Genomic DNA, 22230 nt, shown 5'->3' on the forward strand with positions numbered 1-22230 from the left:
AATCTTTCGATTTTCTCAGCTCGGTAGCTTTATTAAAGACAACCAGTTGAAAGTAATCGAATAATCACATGGCTTGGTAACCTGAATGCAACTTAAACCCGTGACCGTTGGTGTTCGGCGCGGGAGGTTGCAGGAGCCGTGATGGCGTCATTCACCGAGCTAACATACGCCCACCCCCACTCAGTCGTGGGCCTGATTTTCTTCGTAACTCCCCGAGGGTGAGCGTTCTAGCCAACTTCTGATGGCGCCAAACGAAAAACCCTTGCGAAGAAGGGTTTGGTGCTTTTCACTCGTCAGTTTTATTGATTATCTTGTGTCTATTTCTTTGTTGCTGCCAAGATTTGTCGTCTGCTGATAAGGCGCGTCAGAAGCGGGGAAGGCGGGTATCGAGCAGTTGGATAAAGTTGCGCTTGCGTTTGTGCTCCCTGGCTAGCGAGTTTACCTGCTGGAAGAAGTGGGCTCTTATTGCCTCATCGGCAGGCAGGGCCTTCTCCAGCCGTTGCAACTGGGCAACCGCCTGCTGGTAGGCGCTGTTGTTGGCCTGCTCTAACGTAATGGCGGTTACCCGGAAGTGGTAGATGAGGGCATCCAACGGGCGGCGCTGTAGCACCCGGTCGGCCAGGGTCAACAGGGCGTTGGCACCGATCTGGCGCTCCTTGACCCAGTCACAGGCCTCGTCTTCGCGCCCCTGATCCAGATAGAACCAGAGCAGGGCATCGCTTTCATGCCGGAGAGGGCCGCCATCGGCAGGACGGTAGAGCGCTTGTAGCGCCTGCTCCACCCGGTCCAGCAACCCCTCATCCGGCCAGGCCAGCCGCTGCTGCAGTTGGCGCAACTCCTGAAACTCCGCAAAGCTGGGGTGCTGCTCGAAGAGGCGGTTGGCCAGTGCCCAGGCCCGAGGTTTGTCTGCCAGTTGCTCGCTCAGCCGGATCTCCATTCGATCGCAGTGAAGATGATCTATGGGGTGGCTCGCCTGTTGGCGGGCCTTGGCCAGCCAATACTCACCATCCAGTGGCTCCTGGTTGTCGAGGCACAGTTGGCAGAGATCGAGCCTGTCGCGAACGTTCTGGGCGAGTCGTGACTGGATGGAGAGTTCGGTGCGCCACTGCCCACTCGCTCTGGCGGCGGCGATCAGCGGCTCGGCATAGCGTCGGCATTGCCACCACGGCTCCGAACTGTCGGCCTGGCCCAGCCGTTGCTCCAGCGCCTGTTCACACAGCGCCAGCAGGCTGGGGTTACGGCAGGCAACACCAAAGTCGGAAAGGGATGGGAAGACATCCAAAGGCTTCTCCAGCAGATGCTTGAATAGCCAGTCGGCCTGTTGCTGTTCGCTCCACGGCAGTTGCCGGAATAGTTTTGGTAGGCGACTCTTCAACTCGCCTTCAATAATGAAGCGGTGGCCGCCCGAGTCATCTAACTGCTCCAGCACCTGGTTGAGGCGCGACAGGGCATGTTCTACCAGTGCCCATTGGGCTTCTACCGGCAGTGGCTCCAGTGCCTCCCAGATAGCCTCGAACTGCTTTTCCGCTGCGTCGAAGTAGTCTGCCACCTCCCGCCACGCCCACAGACTCTCCTCTGGCAGCGCCTGATCAATCTGTGTGGTCAACGTAGCCTGAGTGACCGGCTGGTCACTGCGATCTGCCCGTTGCAGCCAGTGTTGCCAGCGCCGCTCATCGCGACCGAGCTCCTCGAGTAGCAGGGTGATCAGCGCCTCCTTCTCCTGGCTGGCAAAGAAGTTGCGCAGTCGTTCTGGCTCACTCTCATCCCCATCCGGTTTCTGTGCCTGTTGGGCCATCAGGGCGAGCGCTGTGGCGACGGCGTGCTTGCACATCACCTGATAGGTGGCCGCCGGGCAGGTGCAGTTGCTGGAAACCCCCTCCTCATCCAGCTTGAGTGTGACCTGGTAGTCATGGCTGCCCGCCACTCGAGACGAGACACAATTTCCTTGCCATACCAACTGGTGGACGTTCCCCGCCTTGGCCAGCAGCATCCCCTTGGCAAAGGTGGCCTCACCGGCTATCGCCAGGAGTTTACCCAGGTCGGGGAGGGGAAAGGCTGAGGTCATGAGGGTTCTCCTGGGGATATCGTGACTGGGGGCGGCCGCTCGGAATATGCGAGAGGGGTCGCTTTGGTGGGCGATGAAGGTCATTGGGTTGTTGACCTGATATTCGCCATTATGGGTAAATTTGGGCAGGACAAACAGAAGAAGAGAGTTATCGTGAAAATTGGCCGCAATGATCCTTGCTCATGTGGCAGTGGTAAGAAATACAAACACTGCTGCATGGATAGTCTGTCAAAACAGCGCACCGAGTTATTGGATGACATGGCACAAGTCGTCGCCATGAACCCCAATCTCAGCCTGGATGAACTCAATTTGGTCATGCAGCATAAGGTGGAAGAGCGCAATAACCGACCCCATGCCGAGCTTTGTGGCCTCACGCCAAACCAGATGGAGAACTGGCTCTATGGGCCTTTCAATCAATGGACCGGGGTGACGATTACGACGCCTGACGACTTATCCTCTAGCCCTGTCATGCGCTATCTGGACTTGATCCTGGATGAAGCCATGCAGCACGAGGGCTCATTCAAAGCAACGAGCAAAGGCAATCTGCCACAAAAACTGGTCAAGCAGGCTAGTGCATTGTTACCTGAATTTGCCGTCGGCAAGTTTGACATTCATGTGAGCATAAATAGCTTTGCCGGTGTGAATGAAGATAAGTTTGTCGCGCTGCACTATACCCGGATCCTGGCGGAGATAGCGGGCATCATTTACTGCAGAAGTGGCCGTTTTCATGTGAAAAAAGAGGCACAGAAGCAGTATCAAACCCGGGGCGTTCACGCCTTTCTCCTGCCCATGCTCGAGGCCGCAGTGGCTAAGTTTAACTGGGCTTATTTCGATGGCTGGGAGACGGATGTGGATCTGCGCATCTTCTGGCTGTTTATGCTGTGGCGCCTGCAAGGCCATGCTTGTGTTGATCAATTGATTGAGGACGTGGCGACCGCGTTCCCCGATCTGCTGCGCCACTTCGCGCCTGATGGATTCTTTTCACCCGCTAGGCTACTCGGTCTTCTTATCGGCGCGCGCTTTATAGATCGATTCTTACAGCTCTGGGGCTTTGTTACCGTTGAGCCAGGACGGATGTTCGCCGAGGAAAATGCACCGAGAAAAGCCGAGATCCAGCCGCTGCTGACGCAAACGTTTCAGTTTTCAATCTAATAACGCCACTCGGGATAGCCACTTTGGTTTGCCACAGGGGCCGTTTGTTCAGGCTGCCGCTTCCGTTGCTGGTTGGTGCCCGCGCGGCATCGGGATAACCTTTTATGCCGACACGCCGTTTATCCCGAGCTGGAAGCTAGTGAAGGGGAAAGTGGTGGGGAGAATAGGCAGCCCCTCCGGTCGCTACACCTTTGCGCTCTGCGGAAGGTGGCTGTCTAGTTGCGCAGTACACAGCTCCTTCCCATTAGTTCAAGGGGATGGTTGGGATGGGGTTTTGCTTTGTGCTTTAATCGTCAAAACAGAACAAAAAACCAATAAAATCAATGTGTTATATGTTGTTGATTTTATTGGTCGTTATGCATCCATTTGATTTTATTGTGTTTTTTTAATTTGCTGCCGAGTTGCGTCGGCTCGACAGCCACTGGTCTATTGCCACGCTTGCGGCCCATGATGAGGTCGGGATTAAGCTGCAAAACGTCAAGTTGCTGGAAGGGACAAACTGAGCCGCCCATTAGTCTACAAATTATTACCTATTTGGTGATGTTTTGTAGACCTACCTCTTGTTGCTTTGGATGCTTAGGTCTACATTACATAACGTATATGGTTATGTAATGTAGACCTTTATGACGAAGACCGACCAACTACTCGCCGTTTTTTCCAGCGCCGTTAAGGCTGGAGGCGGTATTCATACCGCTTCAGAGCTTGCCTTTATGATGGGGGAGCCCTGTAGTCCGGCCTTTATCAAGTTTCTGGCCGATGCGGTGAAAAGGGGGCTGTTGAGAAGGGTTGTTAAAGGTCTGTATGAAAGTACGCTCACACCACCTGAACCGGAAAGTGCCCTCTATAAGATCATTAAAAAACTGCGTGGCGGTGTGTTGAATTACATCAGCCTGGAGAGTCAGTTAAGTCATACCGGTGATATATCACAACTGGTCATGGACAGGGTCACCGTTATTACCAAGGGGCGAAGTGGCACCTTTTCAACCCCATACGGGGTGATTGAGTTTATTCACACCAAGAAGCCTATCCATCAGATTGCGCCAAACCTCTATTTTGACCCCGATATAAAAATGTATCGGGCGACAAGCGAACAAGCGATAGCGGATTTGAAACACTGTAATCGCAACCTGCATATGCTGGAGAGTTAACATGTTAAAGGAACAGATCCGTCAAATTGTCCAGGCGAATCCAGAGTATGCAGCCATCACTCCTGTAATAGAAAAAGAGATCCTGCATCACGACATTATGGATGTGTTGATAAAGCAAGGTGCAATGCAAACGCTGACCTTCATTGGCGGGACGTCATTGCGAATGTGTTACAACAGTGCGCGCCTGTCTGAAGATCTCGACTTTAATGGTGGGCATGATTTCACGCCTGCCGATTTTGACGGTTTGGAGTTGGAAATACAAAAGTACATTCAGAACAAGTATGAAACCCCAGTGTGGGTGAATAAACCCGCAGAGGACAAGCAAGGCGATACCGCTTCCTGGAAAATCAGTATCGTCAAGGATGCGACTCGACCGGATTTGCCGCGTCAAAAAATGCATATCGATGTGTGTGCCATCCCCTCGTTTGACGTAGAAAAAAGGCCATTGCTCAATCACTACAATATTGTTGTACCAACAGAGGGAATACTGATACCGGTCCAATCACTGCAAGAAACGCTCGCCGATAAATTGATCGCCTTGGCCTATCGCGCCAGAAGAATAAAGCCCCGTGATATTTGGGATATTGTCTGGATCAAACAGCGTGGTGTCGCCCTGTCAAAGGATCTGGTTGCGAATAAGTTGGCAGCCAGAAACAAGAAAACCGACGACTTCCGCGCCGCGCTTACTCTTCAGCTTGGTAAGTTGATGCAAGACGATGAGGTGCGTGACGATTTCAACATGGAAATGAGCCGCTTTATTCCCAGACAGATCAAGGAGCGGACGCTGGATAACCCGGAATATTGGGCCTATGTGCAGGCAGAAGTAAGCGCGCTCGCTTCAGAATTACTCAATGACAATACCCCTAAAAACAAGTTTGATATGGGGTTTTGATTTATCCAACCACTCACAGAAACCGCCAAAGCCCCTTCGTGAGGGGCTTTGGCGGTGTAGCGGGCTGATGCTTATTCGATATTCTGGATCTGCTCGCGCATCTGCTCGATAAGCACTTTGAGCTCGACTGCGCTCTGGGTGGTCTCGGCGTTGATGGACTTGGAGCCGAGGGTGTTCGACTCGCGGTTGAACTCCTGCATCATAAAGTCCAGACGACGGCCGCAGGCGCCGCCTTTGTTCAGGATCTTGCGGGTCTCGGTGAGGTGCATCCCTAAGCGATCCAGCTCTTCGGCCACGTCGATGCGTTGGGCCAGCATGATGATCTCCTGCTCGACGCGGGCGGGATCCAGCTCCAGCTTGGCTTCGGCCAAGCGGTCGATCAGCTTCTGACGCTGCCACTCCAAGATCTGAGGCATGAAGGCGCGCACCTTGGTCACCTCGACCTGGATGCCATCCAGACGCTGCTCGATCAGCACCTTGAGCTTATCGCCTTCGCTCTGACGGCTCTCGACGAACTGGGCCAGCACTTCGTCAAACCCAGCCAATAGGCGGGTGTTGAGCTCGTCCATGTCCTGCTCTTCGCCAGCCATGACGCCGGGCCAGCGCAGCACGTCCAGGGGGTTGAGCTGGCCTTGACCGGCTCTGTCTATCACCCAGAGGGCGCCCTCGATCAGCTGCTCGGCCAGGGCTTCATTGATGTGCAGTTGGCCGGCATTGGTCTGGCTTTCGAAGCGCAGGTTGCACTCCACCTTGCCGCGCTCCAGGTGCTTGCGGAAGCGTTCACGCAGGATCGGCTCCAGGCCACGCAGCTGTTCCGGTAGGCGCAAGTAAGTTTCTAGGTAGCGTTGATTGACGGAGCGGATCTCCCACACTGCGGTGCCCCAATCGCCCTTGAACTCTTTGCGGGCATAGCCTGTCATGCTGTGAATCATACGGATCTCGTAAATCGGCGGAAAAAGTGGGGCCGATTATAGCCCTCTCATCAGGAAAATGCCCGTCATGTGAAAAGCGTTGGCCGATCCCGTATACTGGCGGCCACTCACGATTAAGCAGGAAGATCCCATGCGTCCCAATGGCAGAACGCCCGAGCAGTTGCGCCCGGTCACCATCACCCGTAACTTCACCACCCATGCCGAGGGCTCAGTGCTGGTCGAGTTTGGCCTGACCCGCGTCCTGTGCAACGCCAGCGTGGTGGAAGGGGTGCCCCGCTTCCTCAAGGGCAAGGGCCAAGGCTGGATCACTGCCGAATATGGCATGCTGCCCCGCTCTACCCACTCGCGCATGAATCGCGAAGCCGCCTCCGGCAAGCAGGGCGGCCGTACCCTGGAGATCCAGCGGCTGATTGGTCGCGCCCTGCGCGCCGCGGTCGATCTCAAGCTGCTGGGTGAATATACCATCACCATAGACTGTGACGTGATCCAGGCCGATGGCGGCACCCGTACCGCCGCCATTACCGGGGCCTGTGTGGCCCTGGTGGATGCCCTGCGCTGGCTGCAGGAGCAGGGCAAGCTGAAGAATGATCCGCTCAAGTACATGGTGGCCGCCGTCTCCGTGGGTATCCATGAGGGGCAGGCCATCTGCGATCTGGAGTATGTGGAAGACTCCGCCGCCGAGACGGACATGAATGTGGTGATGACAGAGTGCGGCAAGATCATCGAGGTGCAGGGCACGGCGGAAGGGGCTCCCTTCAGCCAGGAGGAGTTGTTCCAACTGCTGGAGTTGGCCAAAAACGGCATAGCCGAGCTGGTTGAGCTGCAGAAGCAGGCGCTGAACTGAGTCAATTAACAACGCGGTCTTGGCCGCGTTTTTTTAATTTTTACCGTTTGAGATGTGACAGGAAAGAGGACCAAACATGAAAGCCTACCAGCGCGAGTTTATCGAGTTTGCCCTGAGCAAGCAGGTGTTGAAGTTCGGGGAGTTCACCCTGAAATCGGGCCGCAAGAGCCCCTACTTCTTCAACGCCGGCCTCTTCAACTCAGGTCGCGATCTGGCGCGCCTCGGCCGTTTCTATGCCGCTGCCCTGGTGGACTCCGGCATCGAGTTCGACGTGCTGTTTGGCCCGGCCTACAAGGGGATCCCGATTGCCTCAGCCACCTCGGTGCAGTTGGCCGAGATCCATGATCGCGACGTGCCCTGGTGTTTCAACCGCAAGGAGGCCAAGGATCACGGCGAGGGCGGCAATCTGGTAGGTAGCCCACTGCAGGGGCGCATCATGCTGGTGGATGATGTGATCACCGCTGGCACTGCCATTCGCGAATCCATGGATCTGATCCAGGCCAATGGCGCCAGCCTGGCCGGGGTGCTGATCGCTCTGGATCGTCAGGAGAAGGGCAAGGGTGAACTCTCTGCCATCCAGGAGGTGGAGCGGGATTACAGTGCCAAGGTGGTGACGATTATCCAGATGGGCGATCTCATCAACTACCTGGCAGAGAAGCCGGAGATGGCCGAGCAGTTGGTGGCCATGCAGGCTTATCGCGCCCAATACGGCATCTAAGTTTGCCGTAAGCCATAAACGGAAAAGCCGCTCATTGAGCGGCTTTTTTTACGGCCGACTAACCGATTCAGGTCGAGGATTTCTGCATATGCAGCGCCAACTGCGGGAAGGGAATTTTGATCCCTTCGGCATCGAAAGCCAGCTTTACCTGTTCGTGAAAGTCAAACCACACGCCCCAGTAGTCAGCCGTTTTGACCCAGGGGCGCACCACGATATTGACCGCCGATTCGCCCAGCGCGGCGACCGCTATGGTGGCGCCCGGCTCTTTAAGGATGCGGGGCTCTTCCGCAACCAAGCGCTCTAGCACCTGCTTGGCGATGCGCAGATCCGAGCCATAGTCGATACCAAAGCTCATATCGACCCGGCGGGTCTCCATGCGGGAGTAGTTGGTGATGGTGCCATTGAGAATGGCGCCGTTAGGTACCACGACCATCTTGTTATCGCCCGAGGTCAGTACTGTGCTGAAGATCTGCACGGTTTGCACCACACCCGCTGTGCCGGCCACTTCTACAAACTCACCGGCCTTGATGGGGCGAAACAGTATGATGAGCACACCGGCGGCAAAGTTGGCCAGGGAGCCCTGCAGGGCCAAGCCCACGGCCAGACCGGCGGCACCTATGATGGCGACGAAGGAGGCCGTCTGTACTCCGATGCGGCTTAAGGCGGCGATGACCACGAAGGCCAGGATGGCGTACTTCACCAGGTGGCCGATGAAGTCGGTGATGGTGGCATCCAGGTTACGACTCTTCATCAGCCGGGTCAGTCCACCGGTCAGTAGGTTGGCGACGAACCAACCTATGAGCAGGGTGAGCAGGGCGGCGGTGCAATTGACGGCATACTCGATGAGCAGAGTTTGGTTGTTGGTGAACCAATGACTGGCGTTATCTATGATTTCAGTATCCATGCGTGCTCCTTCGGGGGTGACAGAGGCTGGAAACTCCGGCCTCTTAACTTTGTAGCAACTGGTTATGAATAAATTGCCATTGGGTCGCGAAGTTGGCCGTGGGCAGCAGGTGGAAGTTGCTGCGCACAAACTGGCTCAGACGACCCTCCACATAGGCTAACAGAAGATTGGCCAATTGCGCCTCTTCGACCGAGAAGCCTTTGCCCTCCCGCAGCTTGCGTTCCCGCAGTACCTGCTTGAGTTGGCTCTCCAGCTTGTCAAACATGTGGGTCACGCGCTCGCGCAGCCGCTCGTGTTCGCCCTGCAGAGCATCGCCGGTCAGGATGCGGGTGATGCCGGGGTTGCGTTCGGCAAACACCAGCAGCAGTTGCAGTATGTGCTCGCAGCGGGCCAGCGTCTCCTTCTCCTCCTTGAGGATCAGGTTGATACGGGAGAGCAGGGTCTCTTCAATGAAGTCGATAAGCCCCTCGAACATGCGCGCCTTGCTGGGAAAGTGGCGATAGAGGGCCGCCTCCGAGACACCCACCTCGGCCGCCAGGCTCTTGGTGGTGATGCGCTGTCCGGCCTGGTGTTCCAGCATATGGGCCAGGGCTTGCAATATCTGCTCGCGCCTGTGGGGAGTCGCAGTTTGAGTGGTCATATCCGAATCATCCCTAAACGGTGACAAACAACGCCAGCATGACGCCCCAGGGCGTCATGCTCTCGACCAAGAGGAGTAGCGATCAGTGGCGGCCGGACGAGCCGAAACCACCCTCACCCCGTTCGCTGCTATTAAACTCATCAACCAGAGTGAAGCTGGCTTGCACCACGGGCAGGAATACCAGCTGGGCGATCCGCTCACCCGGCTGGATGGTGAAGCTCTCCTGACCCCGATTCCACACCGAGACCATGAGTTGCCCCTGGTAATCCGAGTCGATGAGCCCGACCAGGTTGCCCAGCACTATGCCGTGCTTATGGCCCAGGCCAGAACGCGGCAAAATGGTGGCACAGAGGCCCGGATCGGCGATATGGATGGCCAGACCCGTGGGCAGCAGGGTGGTGGCGCCAGGAGCCAGTTCGACAGCATCATCGATGCAGGCGCGCAGGTCGAGGCCCGCAGAGCCGGGAGTGGCATACTCCGGCAGGGGAAATTGTTTACCAATACGTTGGTCCAGGATCTTCAGTTCAATCTGCTTCATGCTGATACTTCTTGATGATGAGTGTCATGAGGCGGCGCGCCACCTCGGTTTTGGTGGCGAGGGGGAGTTCCTGCCGACCATTGGCCCAGAACAGGGTCAGGGCATTGTTATCGCTGTTAAAGCCTTGTCCTTCGCGCGCCACATCGTTGGCGGCGATCATGTCCAGCTTCTTGCGTTGCAGCTTGTCCAGAGCGTAATGCTCCACATCCCGGGTCTCGGCGGCAAAGCCCACCACGAAGGGGCGGTCGGCCCGGGCGGCTACTTCGGCTATGATGTCCGGGTTTTTCACCAGGGTCACCGTCATCTCATCGGCCGACTTCTTGATTTTCTGAAGGGCCACCTCTTCAGGGCGATAATCGGCGATGGCGGCACAACCGATAAAGATCTGTTGCCCAGCTAGGTGGGCGTTGACTGCCGCCTGCATCTGCAGGGCGCTCTCGACATCGATGCGCTTGACCCCAGCTGGGGTGGCCAGGTTGACCGGGCCGCTGACGAGCGTCACGTCGGCGCCCAGTTCGGCGGCGGCGGCGGCGATGGCAAAGCCCATCTTGCCCGAGCTGTGATTGCTGATATAGCGCACCGGATCCAGCGCCTCCCGGGTGGGGCCCGCTGTGATCATCACCTTCAGGTTCAGCTTGGGTTGGGCAAAGTGGGCCACGCACTCGGCCACAAGATCATTGGGGTCGAGCATACGGCCCGGGCCTATGTCGCCACAGGCCTGGGAGCCGGAGGCCGGACCCCAAATCAGGGCACCGCGGCTGGCCAGGGTCTGCAGATTCGCTTGAGTGGCCGGATGCAGATACATCTGCTGATTCATGGCCGGGGCCACGGCCAGCGGGGCTGGGGAGGCGAGGCACAGGGTGGTGAGCAGCTCATCGGCCATGCCGGTAGCCAGGCGGGCGATCAGGTTGGCGGTAGCCGGGGCCAGCAGAATGAGATCGGCCCACTTGGCGAACTCGATATGGTTCATCCCCAGCTCGGTGGCCGGTTCCAGCATGCCATCCGGCACCCCGTTACCCGAGACCGCCTGCATGGTGAGGGGGGTAATGAAGGCGCGGGCTGACTCTGTCATCACTACCCGAACTTCGGCACCGCGCTCGCGCAGGCGGCGTACCAGTTCGGCGCTCTTATAGGCGGCTATGCCACCACTGACGCCCAATAATATGCGTTTGTTGAGCAGTTCCATCCATTTCACTTCCGGCTGCTGAGTCGAGCGCCACAGAATATCACAGCCTGTTGCCGAGTCGTGCAAACCGCTATCACACCCCAGCATGATGACACTGTGATGGCACCCGGCGTGTTGGGCTCAACGGTTCTGCAAAAAGTGTCAGCTGGCTCTGCTGACAGCGCCTGCGGGCAAAACAGCCCAGGCAACCTATCTTGGAGGCGAGCGCAACGGCTCGTTGCTGTGCGATAGTCAGGAGTCAGTATGGGGATCCGGGATTGGCCCGCCGCCGAGCGGCCGCGGGAGAAGTTACTGAGCCAGGGGGCTGGGGCGCTGAGCGATGCCGAACTGTTGGCTATTTTCTTGCGCACCGGCGTCAGCGGTTGCGATGCGGTGGAGCTGGCCCGGCGCCTGCTGCTGGAGTTCGGCTCCCTGCGTGGTCTGTTGGCCGCCGACAAGGGGCGCTTCTGCCAAGCCCATGGCCTGGGGGAGGCTAAATATGTGCAGCTGCAGGCAGTATTGGAGATGAGCTGTCGCTACCTGGGGGAGGAGATGAAGCGGGGGGATGCCCTGACCAGCCCCACCGCCACCCGGCGCTTCTTGCAGGCCAAGTTGCGGGATAGACGCCAGGAGGTGTTTGCCCTGCTGCTGCTGGACAATCAGCACAGGGTGCTCCATTTTGCCGAGCTTTTTTTCGGGACTTTGGATGCGGCTAGCGTCTATCCGCGAGAAGTGGTGCAGACGGCGCTCAAATATAATGCGGCGGCGGTCATCCTCTGCCATAATCACCCATCCGGCGTGGCTGAGCCAAGTCGGGCTGACCGTAGCCTGACCGATAGGCTCTGCGCGGCTTTGGGTCTCATTGACGTGCGGGTGCTTGATCACCTGGTGGTTGGTGACGGTGAGACAGTATCTTTTGCCGAGCGTGGTTGGCTATGAGCCGACCATCGCTTGGCTTTCGCTTGATCTTTGTCGAGCCATGCTGTATAAAATGCCGCCTTCTATATGGCCCCGCAACAGGCCAGCGGGGCTAAGAAATGCTCGAGCAAATTTAGAAGTAAGATTTTGGAGAGACTGACATGTCTAGAGTGTGCCAAGTAACCGGTAAGCGTCCGGCAGTGGGTAACAACCGTTCCCACGCTAAAAACGCGACCCGTCGTCGTTTCCTGCCTAACCTGCAAACTCACCGTTTCTGGGTTGAAGGCGAGAAGCGTTTCGTCAAGCTGCGTGTTTCCACTAAGGGTATGCGCATCATCGACAAGCTGGGAATCGAAGCAGTTCTGGTTGATCTGCGCGCCCGTGGCGAAGTGTAAGGAGATAGATCATGGCTAAAGGTGTACGCGAAAAGATCCGCTTGAACTCCAGCGCCGGTACTGGTCATTTCTACACTACGACCAAGAACAAGCGCACCATGCCTGAGAAGATGGAGATCAAGAAATTTGATCCCGTAGTTCGTCAGCATGTGATCTACAAGGAAGGCAAGATCAAGTAATTGATCTGCTTGCTTGAAAAAACCCGGCCTTAATTAAGCCGGGTTTTTTTATGCCTGCAATTTGGCGACCCTCCTGCACTCCGCTCTCGCCGGTTTTCCGGTAGAATGCGCCCACTCGGGTTTCGGCTTGGCGTAGATGATCAGGGTGTCGTTACGCATCATGCATAGGGTGTCGCTATGGATTTGGAAAAATATTTCAGGCCGCTGTTTGCTGCGGGTCTGCTGCTCGGGCTCCTCTTGTCTGGCTTGTATGCTCAGCATCAGATAGTCGGGGCCGACCAGTGGCAGATGATCGATAAGGGTTATCTGGGGGCGTTGAACCATGTCTGGTTGAGCTATGGCAATGTGGCTAGCGCCATGGGCAACGTGCCTGGCTCGCTCTCGGCCTATCTGGTGGGTTTACCACTGAAGGTGTGGTACTCCCCCTATAGCCCCATGCTGCTGCTGATCGCACTGCGCCTGGTGGGCTACCTGTTATTTGATCAGGTGATCAAGCAGATCGGCGGAGCGCGGATGCGCCTGCTCTTCATGGTGATCTGCTGGTTGAACCCCTGGTTTCTCTACGAGAGCCTGCTCTATAACCCCTCCTACCTCTTTTTCTTTGCCGCACTGCACTGCTGGTCCGCCTTCCAGATGCGAACCCTCTCCTCGGCGGGCTATACCTTCCTTCACCTGCTGGCGATCGGTATGGCGATGCAGCTTCACTACTCCTGGCCCCTGCTCTGTATTATCTCGGCCTATCTCTTCTATCGTCGCCAATTGCGGGTCAATCTCTGGGGCGTGCTGTTTGCGGCTCTGGTCATAGGTCTGTCGCTGGTACCCTATCTGCAGGAGACGCTGGCGAACCAGAGCATTACGCGTGAGGCCAATCCGGATGCTCAGGCGCGCTATATCGGCTGGGGATTGGTGCATGTCTACCCGCTGTTCAAGCCGGTGATCTACTGGCTGCGTTACGCCTCCTGGATCTTTACCAACAAGCTGATCACTGGGGCTCAGTTCCCCTGGCTGGAGTCGGTGGCATGGTTGCAACTGGGGGTCACCTATCTGTGGCGTACCCTGGCGTATGGGATTGGTGGGCTCTCCATGCTGCTGGTGCTGCGGGCCAACTACTATCTGTGGCAACAGGTGAAGCCCATCTTCTGGCGCGGAGCGGCAGCACAGGCGATCACGCCAAGCCAGTGGTTGACGCTCTATTCGGTCGCCGGCTTGTTGGCCTCCCTGGTCTGTGCCGCGTTAGCCCCTATCATCTTCAGCTTCTGGCATCTGATGCTGATCTTTCCCTGCGCCCTCTTTCCGCTGCTGCTATTTATCCGCCACTGGGCCAAGGGGCGAGAGCCGCAGTTTGCCCGTTATCTGCTGTGGGCGGCTTGTTACTGCCTCGTCATCAATCTGCAGGCGGCCAATGACAGTCGGAAATACAGTTATCAGGTCAGCTACCCGGCCCAGGTCGAGCGCTATGTGGCCGAGCAGCAACAGAGTGGCCGCTGGCTGCCCCATGAATAAACCCGGCTGGGTTGGGGCACTACCGAGGAGAGTGTGATGCCGGAATTACCTGAGGTTGAGGTCAGTAAGCAGGGTATAGCGCCTTGGATGCTAGGACATACAGTGACCAGGGTGGTGGTGCGCACCCCCGCCCTGCGCTGGCCCATTCCCGGCGAGATCCAGTTGCTGGTGGGGTGTCCCATTGAGCGTATCGAGCGGCGCGCCAAGTATTTGCTGCTCTACTCGACGCTGGGTACCGCCATCCTGCATCTGGGGATGTCCGGGCGGTTGCGTATTCTGCCTATCGGCACGCCCGCAGAGAAACACGATCATGTGGATATCGAGCTGGATAATGGCAAGCTGCTACGGCTCAATGATGCCCGCCGCTTCGGCGCCCTGCTCTGGACCTCGGGGGATCCCCATCTACACCCGCTGCTGGCCACGCTGGGCCCCGAGCCCTTGACCTCAGCCTTCCATGGCGACTACCTGCATGAGCGCAACCGCCGCAAGCAAAGCGCCATCAAGCCCTGGTTGATGGATAATCACCTGGTGGTGGGGGTCGGGAATATCTATGCCAACGAGTCGCTCTTTGCCGCGGGGATAGATCCGCGACGGGCGGCCAGCAGCTTGAGCCTGGCGGAGTGCGAGCGACTGGTGGTAGAGATCAAGGCGGTGCTGGCTCGCGCCATCCACCAGGGTGGGACTACCCTCAAGGACTTTACCCGAGCCGATGGCCGGCCCGGCTACTTTGTGCAGGAGTTGCAGGTCTATGGCCGTGGGGGAGCGGAGTGCAAGGAGTGTGGGCACCCGCTCACCGAGATCCGCCAGGGGCAGCGAACCACAGTCTTCTGCCCCCACTGCCAACGCTAGTTTAGCCTCAGCTGTTCCCGTACTGCGCGGGCGATCGCCGGCGTGACAAAGGGCGAGACATCGCCGCCATGCAGCGCCACCTCCCGTACCAGAGTGGAGGAGATGAAGTTGAAGCCGGCGTTGGGCGGCAGGAAGACTACCTCCAGCTCCGGCATCAATTGGCGGTACATGGCCGCCAGTTGGTTCTCGTAGTCAAAGTCGGTCATGGTGCGGATACCGCGCACCAGCACATTGGCCTGCTGTTGGCGGGCGAAGTCGATGAGCAGGCCGCTAAAGCCCTCTACACGCACATTACTCAGTTCCGCGCAGGCTTCCTGTGCCAGCGTCACGCGCTCCTCTAGCGTGAAGAGGGGGCGTTTCCCCGGGCTCATGGCGATGGCGACCACCACCTCATCAAACAGGGCGGCAGCTCGGCGAATAATATCCAGATGCCCCAGGGTCAAGGGGTCAAAGGTGCCTGGAAACAGGGCCTTGCTGGTCATGGTGGCTCCTCGTACTAATAATCTCCGCTTATTGTCTTATTATACGGATGCGCGCTTGTGAAAGGCAGCGCCTTTGGCAAGAATAGCCGCCACTCAAGTTGTAGCAAGGAGAGAAGGGATGCGGCGTATCCTGGTGGTGCGGAACGACAAGATCGGCGATTTCATGCTGGCCTGGCCCAGCTTTGCCATGCTCAAGGAGTCTTGCGACTGTCATGTGACGGCCCTGGTGCCAGCCTATACCGCGCCGCTGGCCGAACTCTGCCCCTGGATCGATCAGGTGATACTGGATCCGGGCCGCAAGGCGCCCTGCCGGGAGCGGGCTCAGCTGCAAAAGCGGCTCAGGCAGGAAGGTTTCGATGCCGCCATCACCCTCTTCTCCACCTGGCGTACCGCCTGGCTGCTCTGGCGTAGCCGCATCGCCTACCGGTTGGCCCCGGCCACCAAGCTGGCCCAGTTTCTCTATAATCACCGCCTGGTGCAGCGCCGCTCCCGTTCGGAAAAGCCCGAGTATGAGTACAACCTGGATCTGATCCGTCACTTCCTGCAGGCACAGCAATGGCCTGTGATGGAACCCGAGCCACCCTATCTGCGATTTGCCGATGGGCTGCTGGCGGCTGTGCGCGGCGATACGGCGGGGCGCCTCGGCATTAACCCAGCCAAGCCCTGGTTGATGGCGCACTGCGGCACGGGCGGCTCGGCCAATAACCTCTCGGCGGCCCAGTATGCCGAGCTGCTGCTGGGACTGCAGCAACAGTGGCCCGACTCCCCCTGCGTGGTCACGGCGGGCCCCGGCGAAGAGGTACTGGCCCATGAGCTGGCGGCCCAGGTCATGGCCGGTGGGGGGCATGCCTATGTCTATGAATCCCGGGAGGGGCTGGTGCGCTTTGCCCAGGTGATCGCCAATGCCGCCCTGTTTATCGCCGGCAGTACCGGTCCTTTGCATATCGCTGCCGCGCTGAATGTGCCGACCGTCGGCTTCTTTCCTGCCCGTCGCTCTGCCACGCCGCTGCGCTGGCAACCGCTCAATAGCCAGGGGCGTCACCTGGCCTTTACTCCGCCGTCGGGCGACGGGGATCTCTGCGACATGAGCCGCATTGAGGTGGCGACTCTGCTGCCTGCCATCGTCGAGTGGCGACGTGGACTGGGACTTTAGTCACAGAACCTTGTGAGTCTTATTCAGTTGGTTTATTCCGTGTTGAGCAATGGCTGTCTAAGCTCTCTCTAGCGGGCGGTTGGCTGCTATATTCCAGCTGTCTAACGTTTAGGAAAACCAAGAAGGACCATCAGGATGAATAAGGCGTTGTTAGCATGTGGATCGGCACTTCTGGCAGTCAGTTTGCTGCAAGGTTGTGCCACCGAATCTTCCCGTTCTTTAGAGGTGGCCAAGGTAGAGAGCTACAACCAGCCCTACCAGGGGGTGCGTAGCCCCATCGCCGTCGGCAAGTTTGATAACCGCTCCAGTTATATGCGCGGCATCTTCAGTGATGGCATAGATCGCCTCGGTGGCCAGTCCAAGACCATTCTCATGACTCACCTGCAGCAGACCGGCCGCTTCAATGTGCTGGATCGCGACAATATGGATGAGCTCAAGCAGGAGGCCGGTATCAAGGGCAAGAGCCAGAACCTCAAGGGCGCCGACTATGTGGTGACGGGGGATGTGACCGAATTTGGCCGCAAGGAGACAGGTGATCACCAGCTCTTCGGCATACTGGGGCAGGGCAAGTCCCAGATCGCCTACGCCAAGGTGGCCCTCAATGTGGTGAATGTGAATACCTCGGAAGTGGTCTACTCCTCACAAGGGGCGGGGGAGTATGAACTCTCCAACCGCGAAGTGATCGGTTTCGGCGGCACCGCCAGCTATGACTCCACCCTCAATGGCAAGGTGCTGGATCTGGCCATCCGCGAGGCGGTGAACAAGCTAGTGAAGGGCATAGAGTCCGGCGCCTGGCAACCGGCGAAATAAGCCACAGGAGCACTGTGAATGAAAGGAAGCAAATTGTGTGTCCTGCTGCTGGCCGCAGGCCTCGGCGGTTGTGCCACGGCGCCCCAATCCCTCTATAACTGGGATCAGTATCAGCCCCAGTTATATGGTTATTTCCAGGGGGAAGGGAACAGCGTGGAGCAGCAGATTGCGGCGCTGGAGAAGAATGAGCAGGAGGCCAAGGGCAAGGGACAGGTGCTGCCACCGGGCTTCCACGCCCACCTCGGCTTGCTCTATGCCCGGCAGGGTCATCCGGACAAGGCGGCGTCGGCCTTCAAGACCGAGAAGAGCCTCTATCCGGAATCGGCTGCCTATATGGATTTTCTGCTCAGTGACAAGAAGGGGATCAGCAAATGAGAGCTGTGATCATCGCAACCCTGCTGCTACCCCTGCTATTGCTGGCAGGCTGCGCGACACAGCAGGGCTATGACTATACGGCGTTTCGCCAGAGTAAACCCAAATCCATACTGGTGCTGCCACCCCAGAATCATGCCACCGATATCAAGGGCAGCTATGGCCTCTACTCCCAGGTGACCATGCCGCTGGCGGAGTCTGGCTACTATGTCTTTCCGGTGGCCGTGGTGGATGAGACCTTCCGGCAGAATGGCCTGGAACAGCCGGCCGAGATCCATGCCGTACCCATCGAGAAACTGCGCAAGATCTTCGGTGCCGATGCGGCGCTCTACATCGACATCCAGGATTATGGCACCACCTATTTGTTGCTCAGCAGCGATACCCGGGTGACGGCCAGTGCCAGGCTGGTGGATCTGCGCGACGGCAAGTTGCTCTGGGAGGGGAAGGCGACCGCCTCCAGCCAGGAGCAGAGCAGCGGAAGCAGTGCCGGTCTGGTGGGCATGCTGGTGGAGGCGGCCATCAATCAGATCGCCAATACCATCAGTGACAAGAGTTACGACATCGCCGGTATGACCAGCTCTCGTCTGCTCTTCGCTGGAACCGCCAACGGCATCCTCTACGGTCCGCGCTCCCCCAACTACGGCAAACAGTAGCCGATACCATCTCACCCCTAGCCCGCCAGTCAGGGGATGTCCAAGTGGAGCAGGATGCCACGCCAGAGCTGGCATCCTGAACCGCAAGCGGGGCGGTCACTCGGGCCGTGGGCGTCCTCGGCTCCAGAGATCCGCATACTTGACGAAGGTGGAGTGGGCCGAGAGCACCGAGATGAGAAAGCCCGCCTTGCCATCCAGAAAGCCCAGTCGTAGCAGATACATGCGCACAAAGCAGCCGATGGCGTGGCCGATGCCCTGTAGCAGAGTGGCCGTTTTCCCGCGCGCCGCCTTGCCATCGGCCCACGCCTTGGCGTAGCGGGCTGACTTGACCAGGTAGTGCTCCAGATCCCGGTAGGGGGTGTGCAGCAGATCGCCCTGCAGGGGTTCGACCCGCATGCTCTCATCCAGTTCGACCTTCTCGTGTACCAGGGCATCGTTATAGCGGGTCAGCGCGGTAGGGTAGAGGCGCAGTACCCGATCAGGATACCAGCCACAGTGGCGCAGGTAGCGACCAAAAACCCAGTTGCGCCGTGGCACAGAGTAGACGGTACGTCCTACGGCTTCATCACAGACGGCGCAGATGGCCTCCTTGAGTTCGGGGGTGACCCGCTCGTCGGCATCCAGCCAGAAGCACCATTCGGCCGTGACCCGCTGCTGGGCGAGTTGCCGCTGTCGACCATAGCCAGGCCAGACTGGCTCGACCTGATAATTGGCACCAAACTCGGCGGCGATGTCGGCCGTATTGTCGCTGCTGCCAGAGTCGAGGATGACGATCTCATCCACCCAGGCCGCCACGCTCTGCAAGCAGGCGCGCAGATTGTGACCTTCATTTTTGACTATCAGTACGGCGGCAATGCGGGGGATCATGAGCTCTCCTGGGGGGATGTCCGGGCGCGATCGAAGCGATCAAATTGGCTTATCACCTGGGCTGGGGTGATCTGTTGCATGGCATGGGGATCTTTTAGCCGGCTGCGCCAGGGCAGTTGGGCCACAGGCTTGCCCAGTTGGGCTTCGATCAGCGGAGCATAGACGCTCACCACCCGGTCGCGGCACAGATAGGGGCCGGTGCGCTCCGGGTTATGGTGGGCGTAGAGACCGATCACCGGCACGCCTGCCGCCGTGGCCATATGGGTGGGGCCGGTATCGGGGGCTAGCACCAGTTGCGCCTGTTTGATCAGGGCCATCAGCTGCTTGAGGCTGGTCTGGCCTATCAGATTGTCCGGCTTGTGCTGGCAGAGCGCGAATATCTCTTGTGCCATCTGCTTTTCCAATGCGCTCGGGCCACCACAGAGCACGACCTGATAGCCGCGTTCGGCGGCATGATCGGCCAGGGTTGCATATCCCGCTGTGGTCCAGTTCTTGAACGGCTTGCTGGCCGCCGGGGCTATCAGCAGGGTGGGGCGACTCTTGTCGAGCTGGCCACGGGCCCAGCCATCATCGGCGGGTGAGGTGGGGATCTGCCAGCTGGGAGTGAGATCCTGAACACCCAACTCCCGGGCAAAGGCCATGAAACCATCCAGCACATGGGGGGAGGCAGGTGAGGCCACCTTATGGTTGGTAAACCAGCGCTGGCCATCGCCCGCACGCTCTGCATCAAACCCCAGGCGGTGCCCGGCACGAATGCCAATACTCAGCAGGCTGGCGCGCAGGGCCGACTGTAGATGTAGCAGGGCATCGAAGCGGCGCCCCTTGAGTTGGCGCCACACCTGCAGGTAACCGCGCCACCCCAGTTTCTTATCGAAGGGGATCACCTCGATACCGGGCAGGTCACCCAGCAGGCTGGCCTCGACCTTGCCCATGATCCAGGTGATTTCGGTGGTCGGCCATTGGCGCTGGATGGCTTGCACCAGGGCGACGGCATGGCAGCAATCGCCTATGGCCGAGAGACGCAACAGACATAACTGCTTGGGCGGGGAAGAAAATAACGGCATGAGTGGACTCAGGCTGAGATAATGAGGGGCATTATGCAAACTCGGCTGCAGATTGTAAAATCGCGGCCTTGCTTCCCTTCCACTCTCTGGAGCCCTATGAAGGTTATCTCCCATGCCGGGCACGTCTGTTGGTTTGACCCCGACTGTTTTAGCGCCTTTACGCCGGAGCAGTGCACCCCTGGGTGGTGGCAGAGCCGTGAGTGGGTGCTGGGGCAATCCCGTGGTCGTGGCATTACCTGGTTTGTGCAGGAGCCGGGCAAGCCCGCCTTGGTGCTGCGTCACTACTGGCGCGGTGGCTTGATGGGGCGTCTGCTGGGCGATCGCTTCTGGCTGACGCCTCTGGCGCGCTCCCGCGCCATGGCCGAGTTCAGCCTGCTGACCCGGTTGCGCGAGCTCGGCCTGCCTGTGCCTCGCCCAGCGGCGGCGAGGCGAGTTCGGCATGGGCTGTTTTATCGTGCCGATCTGTTGATCGAGCGCATTCCCGGTGCCCGGGATCTGGTGCAGATCTTGCGCGAGCGGCCGCTGACGCCGGAGGAGTGGCGAGCCATTGGCCAGGTCATCCGGCAACTGCATCAGGCCGGAGCCTATCATTCGGATCTGAATGCTCACAACCTGTTGCTGGATGCCGATGGTCAGGTGTGGGTTATCGACTTTGACAAGTGTGGTCTGCGTCAACCCGGCCCCTGGCAGCAGGAGATGCTGGCGCGTCTGCTGCGCTCCCTGCGCAAGGAGTCGGCGCTGCATCCTGAGTTTCACTGGCAGGAGTCGTTGTGGCCCAATGTCCTGCAAGGGTACCAAGCCGATGGGGCAGGAGAGGAGAGAGAGTGAAACGACTTAAATTGCAGATCCAGCGCTGGCGCGATGGTGGACGGCGTTGCCTGGGGCGTTGGTTGTTCGATCGCCCCCTGACGACTGCTTCAGGCTGTCAGCTCCAGGCCTGTCGGCGCATTCTGTTGATCCGTTGGGATGCCAAGTTGGGGGATGCTATTGTCTCCTCCTTTCTGTTCCGCGAGTTGCGCAAGGCCAACCCGGATCTCTCTATCGAGGTGATCACTACGGAGGCCATGGCTGGGCTGTTTCAGGAGTCATGGCAGCCGGATAGGCTCTATCGCTGCAGCAAACGGGCCGGTTATCGGGAGTTGGCCCGCCTGGCTGCGGAGATAGGCGCTGTGGATCTGGTGGTGCATTTCAGCAAGGTATTCAAGATGAAGGATCTCTACTTCATCCATCGGCTGGCACCTCAACATCTGGCGGGGCTGGATGATGAGCTCTCCTGTATCGATATCAAGCTCGGTCAGGCATGCCGCAGTTTACACTTCGCCGACAAGTTCGCCCGGTTGCTGCAGCAGTGTGGTGTGGGGGCGGTGGATACCCGCTACTGGTTGCCCCGCTGCGCGGCAAGCGAGCTGGCGCTACGGGCGACATGGCCCACTGACTATCCCCAGATCATCGCCATCAATCCCTTTGGCGCCAGTCGGGCGCGCAAGTTGCGCCAGCCTGCTGTGTTGCGCTTGATCGCCTTGCTGAAAGCCTCGGCTCCGGAGTGCGGCATCTGCCTGCTCTATCCTCCTAATGAGCGGCATACGGTCGAGCAGATAGTGGCCCAATCAGGAGCCCCGGGGCTCTTTTATTACCAGCAGAGCCGTACCATCTATGATGTGATCGCCCAGCTCAGCGCGGTTGATGGTCTGATTTCGGTGGATACCGCGACAATTCATATCGGGGCCGGATTGGGTTTGCCTCTGTTGGGTTTATACAATCCGGACCTGGAAAACCATGCCGATTGGGGGCCGCGGAACCCCTTGGCCCAGAGCCTGTTTTCGGTGGCCCAGCCCCATGATATCAATACGTTGGATTGGGATGCGGTGAGCGAGGGGATTGTCGCCCTGCTCCGCAAGGCTCGTCATTATCATGTTGAGCATCTAACGTCGCTCTCCGCGCCTGGTGGGCGTGCTGAAGGTCAGTCTCCAACCTTGTGACTCGGTTC

The 22230-nt window shown here is 58.5% G+C and carries 25 protein-coding genes; 16 read left to right on the forward strand and 9 right to left on the reverse strand.

Going from position 1 to position 22230, the window contains the following annotated elements:
• Nucleotides 1-364: 364 nt before the first annotated feature.
• Nucleotides 365-2065 (reverse strand): SWIM zinc finger family protein, encoded by a 1701-nt coding sequence (locus ACZYTD_RS14650; protein WP_463893118.1) that lies wholly within the window; start codon nt 2063-2065, stop codon nt 365-367.
• 66 nt (nt 2066-2131) lie between these two features.
• Here ACZYTD_RS14650 and ACZYTD_RS14655 point away from each other — a divergent pair, with 66 nt between their 5' ends.
• The 3 genes from ACZYTD_RS14655 (at nt 2132) to ACZYTD_RS14665 (ending at nt 5257) form a co-directional block, all read left to right on the forward strand.
• Nucleotides 2132-3217: a YecA family protein gene (locus tag ACZYTD_RS14655; protein WP_463893120.1), complete on the forward strand. Its 1086-nt coding sequence runs from the start codon at nt 2132-2134 to the stop codon at nt 3215-3217.
• Nucleotides 3218-3840: 623 nt separating this feature from the next.
• A complete protein-coding gene (gene abiEi, locus ACZYTD_RS14660; protein WP_463893121.1) occupies nt 3841-4365 on the forward strand; it encodes a type IV toxin-antitoxin system AbiEi family antitoxin in 525 nt (174 codons plus the stop codon).
• 1 nt (nt 4366) lies between these two features.
• Nucleotides 4367-5257, forward strand: coding sequence for a nucleotidyl transferase AbiEii/AbiGii toxin family protein (locus tag ACZYTD_RS14665; protein ID WP_463893122.1), 891 nt, complete (start codon nt 4367-4369; stop codon nt 5255-5257).
• A 71-nt stretch (nt 5258-5328) separates the two neighbouring features.
• On the opposite strand, the gene ACZYTD_RS14670 is transcribed toward ACZYTD_RS14665, so the two are convergent.
• On the reverse strand, nt 5329-6189 hold the full coding sequence (locus ACZYTD_RS14670; RefSeq protein WP_463893123.1) for a YicC/YloC family endoribonuclease: 861 nt from the start codon (nt 6187-6189) through the stop codon (nt 5329-5331).
• A 130-nt stretch (nt 6190-6319) separates the two neighbouring features.
• Here ACZYTD_RS14670 and rph point away from each other — a divergent pair, with 130 nt between their 5' ends.
• Nucleotides 6320-7033 (forward strand): ribonuclease PH, encoded by a 714-nt coding sequence (rph, locus tag ACZYTD_RS14675; protein ID WP_463893124.1) that lies wholly within the window; start codon nt 6320-6322, stop codon nt 7031-7033.
• 76 nt (nt 7034-7109) lie between these two features.
• On the forward strand, nt 7110-7751 hold the full coding sequence (gene pyrE, locus ACZYTD_RS14680) for an orotate phosphoribosyltransferase (protein WP_463893127.1): 642 nt from the start codon (nt 7110-7112) through the stop codon (nt 7749-7751).
• 67 nt (nt 7752-7818) lie between these two features.
• Here the strand turns inward: pyrE and ACZYTD_RS14685 are convergent, their stop codons facing one another.
• From ACZYTD_RS14685 to coaBC, 4 genes are all read right to left on the reverse strand, one after another.
• Entirely contained in the window at nt 7819-8655 is an 837-nt protein-coding gene (locus ACZYTD_RS14685; protein ID WP_463893129.1) for a mechanosensitive ion channel domain-containing protein, read from the reverse strand.
• Between the two features lie 43 nt (nt 8656-8698).
• Nucleotides 8699-9295, reverse strand: a complete 597-nt coding sequence (gene slmA, locus ACZYTD_RS14690) for a nucleoid occlusion factor SlmA (protein WP_463893131.1) — start codon at nt 9293-9295, stop codon at nt 8699-8701.
• 82 nt (nt 9296-9377) lie between these two features.
• On the reverse strand, nt 9378-9833 hold the full coding sequence (dut, locus tag ACZYTD_RS14695; RefSeq protein WP_463893133.1) for a dUTP diphosphatase: 456 nt from the start codon (nt 9831-9833) through the stop codon (nt 9378-9380).
• Complete coding sequence (gene coaBC, locus ACZYTD_RS14700) at nt 9820-11019, reverse strand: bifunctional phosphopantothenoylcysteine decarboxylase/phosphopantothenate--cysteine ligase CoaBC (protein ID WP_463893209.1); 1200 nt, start codon at nt 11017-11019, stop codon at nt 9820-9822. The genes dut and coaBC overlap by 14 nt, the downstream gene beginning before the upstream one ends.
• A 243-nt stretch (nt 11020-11262) precedes the next feature.
• Between coaBC and radC the strand changes: the two genes are divergently transcribed.
• From radC to mutM, 5 genes are all read left to right on the forward strand, one after another.
• Entirely contained in the window at nt 11263-11937 is a 675-nt protein-coding gene (radC, locus tag ACZYTD_RS14705) for a RadC family protein (protein ID WP_463893135.1), read from the forward strand.
• 140 nt (nt 11938-12077) lie between these two features.
• Nucleotides 12078-12311, forward strand: coding sequence for a 50S ribosomal protein L28 (gene rpmB / locus ACZYTD_RS14710; protein ID WP_460884358.1), 234 nt, complete (start codon nt 12078-12080; stop codon nt 12309-12311).
• Between the two features lie 11 nt (nt 12312-12322).
• Complete coding sequence (gene rpmG, locus ACZYTD_RS14715; protein ID WP_377151161.1) at nt 12323-12490, forward strand: 50S ribosomal protein L33; 168 nt, start codon at nt 12323-12325, stop codon at nt 12488-12490.
• A 177-nt stretch (nt 12491-12667) separates the two neighbouring features.
• A complete protein-coding gene (locus ACZYTD_RS14720; protein ID WP_463893137.1) occupies nt 12668-13993 on the forward strand; it encodes a 3-deoxy-D-manno-octulosonic acid transferase in 1326 nt (441 codons plus the stop codon).
• A gap of 36 nt (nt 13994-14029) precedes the next feature.
• A complete protein-coding gene (gene mutM, locus ACZYTD_RS14725; protein ID WP_463893138.1) occupies nt 14030-14842 on the forward strand; it encodes a bifunctional DNA-formamidopyrimidine glycosylase/DNA-(apurinic or apyrimidinic site) lyase in 813 nt (270 codons plus the stop codon).
• On the opposite strand, the gene coaD is transcribed toward mutM, so the two are convergent.
• Nucleotides 14839-15324, reverse strand: a complete 486-nt coding sequence (gene coaD, locus ACZYTD_RS14730) for a pantetheine-phosphate adenylyltransferase (protein WP_463893139.1) — start codon at nt 15322-15324, stop codon at nt 14839-14841. The two genes, mutM and coaD, sit on opposite strands and share 4 nt — an antisense overlap.
• A gap of 118 nt (nt 15325-15442) precedes the next feature.
• Between coaD and ACZYTD_RS14735 the strand changes: the two genes are divergently transcribed.
• The 4 genes from ACZYTD_RS14735 (at nt 15443) to ACZYTD_RS14750 (ending at nt 18312) form a co-directional block, all read left to right on the forward strand.
• Nucleotides 15443-16477, forward strand: coding sequence for a glycosyltransferase family 9 protein (locus tag ACZYTD_RS14735; RefSeq protein ID WP_463893140.1), 1035 nt, complete (start codon nt 15443-15445; stop codon nt 16475-16477).
• A 135-nt stretch (nt 16478-16612) separates the two neighbouring features.
• Nucleotides 16613-17287 carry a CsgG/HfaB family protein gene (locus tag ACZYTD_RS14740; protein ID WP_463893141.1) on the forward strand — a complete coding sequence of 225 codons (675 nt, stop codon included), beginning with the start codon at nt 16613-16615 and terminating at the stop codon, nt 17285-17287.
• Between the two features lie 18 nt (nt 17288-17305).
• Entirely contained in the window at nt 17306-17662 is a 357-nt protein-coding gene (locus ACZYTD_RS14745; protein ID WP_463893142.1) for a DUF4810 domain-containing protein, read from the forward strand.
• Nucleotides 17659-18312, forward strand: coding sequence for a DUF799 domain-containing protein (locus ACZYTD_RS14750; RefSeq protein WP_463893143.1), 654 nt, complete (start codon nt 17659-17661; stop codon nt 18310-18312). The genes ACZYTD_RS14745 and ACZYTD_RS14750 overlap by 4 nt, the downstream gene beginning before the upstream one ends.
• A gap of 96 nt (nt 18313-18408) precedes the next feature.
• On the opposite strand, the gene ACZYTD_RS14755 is transcribed toward ACZYTD_RS14750, so the two are convergent.
• Both ACZYTD_RS14755 and ACZYTD_RS14760 read right to left on the reverse strand, forming a co-directional pair.
• Entirely contained in the window at nt 18409-19179 is a 771-nt protein-coding gene (locus tag ACZYTD_RS14755; RefSeq protein ID WP_463893145.1) for a glycosyltransferase family 2 protein, read from the reverse strand.
• Nucleotides 19176-20243, reverse strand: coding sequence for a glycosyltransferase family 9 protein (locus tag ACZYTD_RS14760; protein ID WP_463893147.1), 1068 nt, complete (start codon nt 20241-20243; stop codon nt 19176-19178). Before ACZYTD_RS14760 ends, ACZYTD_RS14755 begins: the two co-directional genes overlap by 4 nt.
• Nucleotides 20244-20339: 96 nt before the next feature.
• Here ACZYTD_RS14760 and ACZYTD_RS14765 point away from each other — a divergent pair, with 96 nt between their 5' ends.
• Both ACZYTD_RS14765 and ACZYTD_RS14770 read left to right on the forward strand, forming a co-directional pair.
• Nucleotides 20340-21071: a 3-deoxy-D-manno-octulosonic acid kinase gene (locus ACZYTD_RS14765; protein ID WP_463893149.1), complete on the forward strand. Its 732-nt coding sequence runs from the start codon at nt 20340-20342 to the stop codon at nt 21069-21071.
• Nucleotides 21068-22222 (forward strand): glycosyltransferase family 9 protein, encoded by a 1155-nt coding sequence (locus ACZYTD_RS14770; RefSeq protein ID WP_463893150.1) that lies wholly within the window; start codon nt 21068-21070, stop codon nt 22220-22222. The genes ACZYTD_RS14765 and ACZYTD_RS14770 overlap by 4 nt, the downstream gene beginning before the upstream one ends.
• Nucleotides 22223-22230: the final 8 nt, after the last annotated feature.

The sequence above is a fragment of the Pseudaeromonas sp. HNCC25DJ180 genome (assembly GCF_055413345.1).

What these genes read in the sequence shown, in the direction of transcription:
- slmA (WP_463893131.1), bottom strand. Translation starts at nt 9,295, where the DNA reads ATGACCACTCAAACTGCGACTCCCCACAGGCGCGAGCAGATATTGCAA.
- ACZYTD_RS14735 (WP_463893140.1), top strand. Translation starts at nt 15,443, where the DNA reads ATGCGGCGTATCCTGGTGGTGCGGAACGACAAGATCGGCGATTTCATG.
- ACZYTD_RS14765 (WP_463893149.1), top strand. Translation starts at nt 20,340, where the DNA reads ATGAAGGTTATCTCCCATGCCGGGCACGTCTGTTGGTTTGACCCCGAC.
- abiEi (WP_463893121.1), top strand. Translation starts at nt 3,841, where the DNA reads ATGACGAAGACCGACCAACTACTCGCCGTTTTTTCCAGCGCCGTTAAG.
- dut (WP_463893133.1), bottom strand. Translation starts at nt 9,833, where the DNA reads ATGAAGCAGATTGAACTGAAGATCCTGGACCAACGTATTGGTAAACAA.
- ACZYTD_RS14750 (WP_463893143.1), top strand. Translation starts at nt 17,659, where the DNA reads ATGAGAGCTGTGATCATCGCAACCCTGCTGCTACCCCTGCTATTGCTG.
- ACZYTD_RS14650 (WP_463893118.1), bottom strand. Translation starts at nt 2,065, where the DNA reads ATGACCTCAGCCTTTCCCCTCCCCGACCTGGGTAAACTCCTGGCGATA.
- rpmB (WP_460884358.1), top strand. Translation starts at nt 12,078, where the DNA reads ATGTCTAGAGTGTGCCAAGTAACCGGTAAGCGTCCGGCAGTGGGTAAC.
- ACZYTD_RS14670 (WP_463893123.1), bottom strand. Translation starts at nt 6,189, where the DNA reads ATGATTCACAGCATGACAGGCTATGCCCGCAAAGAGTTCAAGGGCGAT.
- mutM (WP_463893138.1), top strand. Translation starts at nt 14,030, where the DNA reads ATGCCGGAATTACCTGAGGTTGAGGTCAGTAAGCAGGGTATAGCGCCT.
- radC (WP_463893135.1), top strand. Translation starts at nt 11,263, where the DNA reads ATGGGGATCCGGGATTGGCCCGCCGCCGAGCGGCCGCGGGAGAAGTTA.
- ACZYTD_RS14685 (WP_463893129.1), bottom strand. Translation starts at nt 8,655, where the DNA reads ATGGATACTGAAATCATAGATAACGCCAGTCATTGGTTCACCAACAAC.
- ACZYTD_RS14745 (WP_463893142.1), top strand. Translation starts at nt 17,306, where the DNA reads ATGAAAGGAAGCAAATTGTGTGTCCTGCTGCTGGCCGCAGGCCTCGGC.
- ACZYTD_RS14760 (WP_463893147.1), bottom strand. Translation starts at nt 20,243, where the DNA reads ATGCCGTTATTTTCTTCCCCGCCCAAGCAGTTATGTCTGTTGCGTCTC.
- coaBC (WP_463893209.1), bottom strand. Translation starts at nt 11,019, where the DNA reads ATGGAACTGCTCAACAAACGCATATTATTGGGCGTCAGTGGTGGCATA.
- ACZYTD_RS14720 (WP_463893137.1), top strand. Translation starts at nt 12,668, where the DNA reads ATGGATTTGGAAAAATATTTCAGGCCGCTGTTTGCTGCGGGTCTGCTG.
- rpmG (WP_377151161.1), top strand. Translation starts at nt 12,323, where the DNA reads ATGGCTAAAGGTGTACGCGAAAAGATCCGCTTGAACTCCAGCGCCGGT.
- ACZYTD_RS14755 (WP_463893145.1), bottom strand. Translation starts at nt 19,179, where the DNA reads ATGATCCCCCGCATTGCCGCCGTACTGATAGTCAAAAATGAAGGTCAC.
- ACZYTD_RS14665 (WP_463893122.1), top strand. Translation starts at nt 4,367, where the DNA reads ATGTTAAAGGAACAGATCCGTCAAATTGTCCAGGCGAATCCAGAGTAT.
- pyrE (WP_463893127.1), top strand. Translation starts at nt 7,110, where the DNA reads ATGAAAGCCTACCAGCGCGAGTTTATCGAGTTTGCCCTGAGCAAGCAG.
- ACZYTD_RS14740 (WP_463893141.1), top strand. Translation starts at nt 16,613, where the DNA reads ATGAATAAGGCGTTGTTAGCATGTGGATCGGCACTTCTGGCAGTCAGT.
- coaD (WP_463893139.1), bottom strand. Translation starts at nt 15,324, where the DNA reads ATGACCAGCAAGGCCCTGTTTCCAGGCACCTTTGACCCCTTGACCCTG.
- rph (WP_463893124.1), top strand. Translation starts at nt 6,320, where the DNA reads ATGCGTCCCAATGGCAGAACGCCCGAGCAGTTGCGCCCGGTCACCATC.